Below are 7,109 nucleotides of genomic sequence, written 5' to 3' on the forward strand. Positions count from 1 at the left end.
CAAAATGGTATCAGGTTAATCATGGAAATCTGCTTGGCGAATCGTTTCGATATGTACCCAACCCTGTTGGTTCCAGATGGTGCTTGTATGATAGACCGTTAACAAAACCTGTAAGTCCAGAAAAACCGTTTTCTTTAGCGAGTTGGACGGTGGTATTAACAGCAGCTGAGGCGGGAATACGCTCTTGATAGCGCAGCTGGTAAAAACCTAAATGTAAGATGGTACGAAGGTCTTGTGGTTGTTGGTGAGATTTCTTTTTGGCGAATTGATCGATGAGAGTATCAAGAGTGCGCTGCCTTCTGACACTGCCATAAATTAACTCTGTCACCAAGCGGCGATCGTTATCAGGCAAATTAACTTTTTGCAGTACTCTATCTAGGGCAACATCAGCATAAGCCCCCTTATGAACATCTCGCAGGGCGATAAAAGCTAGTTGACGGGGGTTTGTCATGGAAACAAGATTCAGGAGTCAGGAGGCTTTTGTATTCTAACTCTGCCAATTTTGGATTTTGGATTTGGAATTTTAGATTTTGGATTGAAGGAAAAATCTAAAATCCCAAATCCAAAATTGAATGACTCCCAACTCTTTACGAATTACGAATTATTGCATATAGGGGTCTACACTAGCAATTTCAAGCTCACATGCTCTCGAAACCTGTTCTGCTGGTAATTTACCAAAGCTGATTAATGGCAAATAAGTGGGGTTTGCCATCAGTTCTTTTGCCAATAAGAATCCAGTAATTGTCCAAGTTTGATATTTTCTGGCTTGTTTGCCAATCAATCGCCCTTTTTTACCGTCGTAATATTCTGGCCATTGATCTGTACTAAGTCGTCCTTGGGCAGTTTCAATAGCCTTTTGTGCAAGACTTATTTTGTTAGTTTTCACAGCCGCAGCTGCCAACATCCACATTAAAACTGGCCAACTACCAGCATTATGATACGACCAGGGGATATTTTTGGGGTCACATCCAGTTACAATTCTGTATTCTTCATGCTCTAAAGCTGGGAAACAAATTTTCATCGGCATATCTCCCACCAAATCATCCCATCGTTTTTCAATGAGAGTCATAATCGCTTGTGACTGTTCTTCGGTGGCTAAGTCGGAAATAATCGCCATTAAGTTTCCGAGTGAAAAGAAGCGAGTATCTAGCTGCGACGGCCCGACATTACCTGCTAAATAACCACCTTTTTTTGGCAGCCACTTATCTAATTCATAATAGGGAACAGAATCTACATATATGTTGAATAGATTAACAGCACCCTTGCCATATTCTTCACTTTTGAAGCGATAAATTTCATTCAGGCGATTAATATCTATCCAATAATGCTGGCGAATATGAGCGCATAAAAGAGGCAATCGGTTATCAATGGCTGCAACAATATCAGAATTTCCTTGGCAAATTAATAGTTCACGAGATGCACGCAATGCGGTGTAAAAAAGAACTTGCAGTTCTAAAGGATGCCCATAAATGCCCATCCGACGGTCAATCATACAAGCACCATCTGGAACCAACAGGGTTGGGTACATATCGAAACGATTCGCCAAGCAGATTTCCATGATTAACCTGATACCATTTTGGAATTCAGGTTCATAAGCCAGAGAAAAATCTTCTGTAGCGACTACATAAGCACGCAATAAAATAATCCACCATAAACAAGAATCTACTGGTGTAACTCTAGCGATCGCATGTTCGCCAAAGTCTGCTTCTAGATATTCTTGCCCATTTTCCGAAACAACTTTGAAGCTAGCTGGTATTAATCCTCGTCCCGGCTTGTAGGCATCTAATGCCTTTTCTTTAGGCTGTAACTTTAAGGTTTCTTCTAAGAAATTACGAACAATATCTGTTCTACCTTTGATCAGAAAAATTAGACCGGAAGAAACAAAATCCCGAACAAAGCACTGGTCATAATTGAGTGCCTCTACAGATGCATCATAAGCGGCTACCGTACCAACGGGGCGGCCTTGATAGTAGAGAACTGATTTTTCTAGCGTTTGCCATGCTTCTTCCACTTCTTTTAAATTTTCACTAGTTTCCAATTCGTTTGGGTGCATCGCCAGAATAACTCCATTCGGGTTGTGAATTTGTGGTAGATGCGGATTCATTTCTTATTTTTGCTATTCTCAGCATAACAAAAACGATTCTTTGAATAGCAAATATGATTTGGAGAAAATTAATCAACTAACAAGGAATAAATCTGCTGACATTTATGCAGTTTTATTGCTAGTTAATTTGTTTATAATCGATTCCTCTTTTGGTGAATTATAGTTGTTCTCCACCGCAAGTAGTAATATGATTATTAAAACAGTCACACAAGATATATTTTTAGATTATTTCTTGTTCTGTTTCATGCCCAGAATCTTTGCTTTACCAAACAAAAATATATCTTCAGTGCTGTTTAGAGTTTGTGTGAAGTTAAAACTGGTTACAGTATATTTGCTTGAGCAGGATTAGTTGTTGACACTAAGAGATCAGATTATTCCCCTATATCATCATAATTTATAACTTTTTTTCAGAATATGCAAGATAGACACTTTAAAAAGTGAAGGTGTCAATACTTCTGAAGAGTTATATATTTTACCCTGTTGTTAAAAAATAGATAAAGTTGAGCTAAGGTTACTCAGAGAAAATCGGTTCTGCTGCAATATCATCTAAATGGGTGCTGCCTAGCAAATTCTGCCACTCTGTTTGCAGTGCCGCATCTTTAGGATTTTTCTGGCGCAGTTGAGCCAGTGTGGTCAGTGCGTCATACCATATCCCGTTTTGGGCATAAATAGCATAGCGCTTTTGAAGTTCTGTTGTTTGTAGCTCTTTGATTATGGCGGGATTAAGTTCGACTCTTGTTATTACCCCTTCCACATAAGTCGGGGGAGAATTCTTTTCTTGGTCACAGTTAATGGTGAAAAACCAGCGATATTGTTTGTTTATTTCCAAAGCAGGAGCAGTGGTAGGCAGAGAAACACTGATGACTCCTGGTTTTTCTGGTAGAGCGATCGCTTTTTTATAAATCTCGTTAGAGTCCCGATCTTGCAGCACAAATTCAACTGCATAGGGCAAGTCTTTGGTATATGGCACATAGAAAAACCAACTTGGGTGTTCTACTGTTGTCTTTCCCCAGACATTGATTACTGAGTTAGCTTCCTTAGTAAAAGACACTAGAGCAGTCAGGTCATGTTTAGTGAGTGGACATCCAGCCAACTCCCCACGCTTCGCTCCACCACGAACGCGACCTCCTGGAGGGGGGCCGGGTGGAAGTACAGGTTGATTAAAGGTTGTGGCTTGAGCAAGGATTGTTTTAGCATCAGAGCGATCGCTAGGTGAAGAACCAAGAGTTGGTTCCGCCACTACTGGAGTCAGGCTAACTAGTAAACTGGTGCAGCTAAAAACTACTAATATAAACAGTTTTATCGGTTGTGAATTTGACTTCATAAAAACCCTTCCTCAACTATGTAAGCCTTGTAGATTTATCTGCTGGTTATCCAAAAATTTAATCAAAAAAATCTTTATCTATTTCCCATTCCCTATTTACCACTTTCCACCCGCACTTTCGTTGCTGAATTATAAATTGACATCAGGCTAACTGTGGCTACCAGCGATAAAATCGATGGGATAAATGGTACCCAAGCACCCGAAATTAACAGACTAAAGCAGACTATATAAAGAACACCAGAGGTAATACTGACTCCCAATGCCAACCAAGGCAAGGAAAGCTTTTGCCAAGCCCAAACTCCCCCTACCAAAGACCAACCCCAAATCCAGACCACCTCAGACCACAGCGACCAAACCCGCAGTAACGGCCGCCCATCCTGCACAGCACTGAGGATCTGGCTAATCATCTGGGCTTGTACTAACACTCCTGGCATTTGCTCATCTAAAGGAGTGCCATAAGGTGTGGCCCAGGTGTCTTGAGAATCCCCTTTTGCTGTCACACCAATCAAAATAATTTTGTCTTTAATCGCACTGGGGTTAATTGGACTAGCTAAAAATTGGGTTAGCTTCACCTGTTGGGCTATCTGTTTGAGAGAACGGTAGTTAAGTAAGATTTGACCGCCATTAGCATCGATATCGTGATAGCCGCCAGAGCGAGACTTCAGACTCGGAAAAATCGTTTTACCGAGTTGCAAATTCCCTTCAGGGGTGAACTTTGGTTGAATTCCTGAAGGGCGCAGATACAAGGAGGCTAGTTGTAGACTGAATGCAAAGGTAGCAGGACACAACGATGTCGGTTCCTGGTTCATGAACAGGAGATGGCGACGGATAACTCCATCAGGATCGTGAATAAAGTCACTGAATCCCAGATTTATTTCGGGGATTTCTGGTGGCGGCTTAATACCTGTGATATTTGCTGTGCCATCACTTCCTTTACATACGCCAACTAAATTCGGAGTTTGTTGAAGACGAGTAATTAAATCTGGTTGTTTGGCTGGAAAATCACGGTAAATATCCAAGCCGATCGCACGGGGTTGGTATTGATTCAGTTTTGCCAGGACTTTATTGAGAGATTTTTCGGAAATGGAAGCTCCAATTAACGACTCATTATTTTGTCTTTGAATTGCCAGATCGCCATCGTCAATTGTGATTACCAGCAGACGCGAATCTAGGGACTCTGTTGGGCGCGATCGCATCATCTGGTCAAAGATAGGAATTTCTAGACTTTCCAGCCAACCCACCCATCTCACCCCAAAAACCAAGCCTGTAATCGCCAAACTAGATAACAAGGTTGTCGTTAATCTGCGTCTGGTAGACAAAGCTAAATTCGGTTTCTCTTCAGGTTTTGTTGTAGACCATAATTTATCCCAAGTGGGTGGTGTCTGGGCTGGATTTTGGCAAATCATTGGTAGCCAAGTTGCACAGGGAAATCGATCTTCAAGTCCTTGCAATCGTTCTCGCGCTTGGCGTACCGCTTGATATAAAGACTCGCCACCAGCAAAGCCTTGGAGAAAATACTTTAAGAATTCCTTCGCAACCTGATCTGGAATCGGTTCGCGCATGACAATCATCTGAGGTATTTGCAAATCAGCCAATTCTCGTGCCAATCCCAATCCATCACAAGAGTTGAATATAGCTAGTTGCAAACCATTTTCAATGGCTTTCCTCAGAGCGTACTTTAATTCGCCAATGGTCAGACTATCAGTTTTATTCAGGTAAATTCGTCCGCTTTCTCCATTTTTGTTACTAGAACTGTGTCCTGCAAAAAAGAGAATATCCCAGTTTTTTCCCCAAAGAAGCTCAGTTAATTCTTTACGTTGTGGTTCTACCAGAAAACTGACATCTGCGTTACTACACTGTTGCAGTAAAGCTCGATCTGCCTGGGTGTCAATCCCCTGACTGTTGCCTACAATTGCCAAAATATTGACTAATGGATTTAAAGTACGTGGCTTGTGAATGCGATCGTAAGATGGTGAGGAAAGGGCGATTTCAGCCTTGGGGTAGCGTTCTAACAAATCCCACAAATGCCAGGGTAATAGCTGCAATTGGCTATTTTCTGTTTGCAAAATCACTCGCACTTCTTCGGTGGACAACAATCTTTCTAACCATTTTTCTCTCAAAGGGCGAAATTCTTCTGCTCGCAACCAGGTATTAAAGCGTGCCCGCAAGATATGGGAAGTGTTTTCGCAGTCTTGAATCATCGATACATTCGTCACCTGCATTTTGTCTGCATGGAGACGATAACGATTGCCTATCTGCCGATAACTAGACTGCCAATGACTGTAATAGAGCGGCATTTCAGGAAATGAAGGTAGCTTCCCTGTGATTTCTGTTGTAGCCCGCTCGTGTTCTTCACCAATTTGGAGGGTGACAGCAAACCCTTGCTCAAAACTACCCTCTCCGAATTTCAGAACTACTAACTTACCCATGACTGTCGCTATCTCCCTGTGCAAAATCATGCCCTGTATCTAATGCGCGATCGCAAACTAAACAAGCATTCACAGACTTTTTTAAAAACCTCCAAAAGCTGCCTTGAATTTTTAATTTTTAATTAACCAATTACCACTTAATAAATTACTGACAAACAGGGAAGATAGCTAGATGTTTCAAATTCTAAAATTTTCAGTAATACTAGTATCATTTATTGCTACCCTAACGCTAAATTGCTCTGTAGGTTCACCACGAAACTGCAACTGAATGTAGTTGTCTAATTTTCTCGATTGAGCGTCTAGAAATACTTCTCCCGAACTATCTAGAACAGTAAGATGAACTCCGGGCGGTAGGTAGATTTGATTCCCAGTGGCGTGCAATTGGAGATGAATACTGGTTTGTCGATCCTTTTCGGGGCTGATTTCCACAATCAACATGACAGGTTGGTTCAGAATTTGGATACCCAAATCAATCAGTTTTGCGCGTTTAGTAATTGATTCTGGTCTATTGAGGGCATTGAGTTCCACAGTTTCAGTACTGCGAAAGGTATAAGCTGGTCTGAGTTCTGGCACATTCCACAGGGATTCAATAGTCTGCCAACCTGCTTCAAATATACCAGCAAACCACTGACTTAAATTGACGAGTGAACTAACTGAGGATTGGCGCAGCCGATCCAGGTGGTCGATAAAGGCTTCTAATGGTTGCAGTTGTTCTAATGGCAATGTTTCAGTTGCGACACTAGGAATAAAACCAAGCAGCTTGGCTTCTTGGAGCGATTCATCAAATTGAACTACTAAATAACCCACTCGTTCTTCCCAAGTTTCTGGAGGAATGGAACATATCTGCTGATGCAGATGGACGGGGCGACATTCCAGACGACCAACTGAGGGCACTGCTAAGTCAGCTACATTTCCACAGAGGCGCATAATGGAGTTCCAGCTGTCGCCAGCTTGGAGGTCAGTAGGGATATCCATCATTTCCAAGTAGTCATTCACCACCCACACAGCTAGCGTATTCAGCCGAACTTGCTCTGCTTTTTCAGAATTTGGCTGTTGGTTAGCAAATTCCTGAGCAGTTCTGCGAGCTGATTGGGAAATCGGCAATTTTAAAGCGAAATCGTCTAGCTGATAAGTGTAGTTACTCATAAGTCAGTCTCTAATGATCGATGCTGCTATGTACATATCTCTGCATTCAATAAATTTATGCCACAAAAGAGAGAATGATTATTGGAAAATTGGGATTGGGGATTGG

General features: G+C 41.7%; 4 protein-coding genes and 2 pseudogenes. 1 reads left to right on the forward strand and 5 read right to left on the reverse strand.

The window, feature by feature from the left end; genetic code table 11:
- A pseudogene (locus CDG79_RS37765) lies at window positions 1-99 on the forward strand (glycoside hydrolase 100 family protein); the annotation flags it as partial.
- Here CDG79_RS37765 and CDG79_RS37770 read toward each other — a convergent pair.
- The 5 genes and pseudogenes from CDG79_RS37770 to CDG79_RS37790 all read right to left on the reverse strand — a co-directional run.
- Window positions 92-451: pseudogene (locus CDG79_RS37770) on the reverse strand (transcription antitermination factor NusB); the annotation flags it as partial. The pseudogenes CDG79_RS37765 and CDG79_RS37770 sit on opposite strands and share 8 nt — an antisense overlap.
- Window positions 452-601: 150 nt before the next feature.
- On the reverse strand, window positions 602-2,053 hold the full coding sequence (locus tag CDG79_RS37775) for a glycoside hydrolase 100 family protein (protein ID WP_094346654.1): 1,452 nt from the start codon (window positions 2,051-2,053) through the stop codon (window positions 602-604).
- 562 nt (window positions 2,054-2,615) lie between these two features.
- On the reverse strand, window positions 2,616-3,428 hold the full coding sequence (locus CDG79_RS37780; protein WP_094346651.1) for a DUF928 domain-containing protein: 813 nt from the start codon (window positions 3,426-3,428) through the stop codon (window positions 2,616-2,618).
- A 92-nt stretch (window positions 3,429-3,520) separates the two neighbouring features.
- Window positions 3,521-5,857 carry a CHASE2 domain-containing protein gene (locus CDG79_RS37785; protein ID WP_094346652.1) on the reverse strand — a complete coding sequence of 779 codons (2,337 nt, stop codon included), beginning with the start codon at window positions 5,855-5,857 and terminating at the stop codon, window positions 3,521-3,523.
- A gap of 177 nt (window positions 5,858-6,034) precedes the next feature.
- Entirely contained in the window at window positions 6,035-7,003 is a 969-nt protein-coding gene (locus CDG79_RS37790) for a DUF1822 family protein (RefSeq protein ID WP_094346653.1), read from the reverse strand.
- Window positions 7,004-7,109: the final 106 nt, after the last annotated feature.

The organism is Nostoc sp. 'Peltigera membranacea cyanobiont' 232 (assembly GCF_002245985.1).
Taxonomy (GTDB): Bacteria; Cyanobacteriota; Cyanobacteriia; order Cyanobacteriales; family Nostocaceae; genus Nostoc.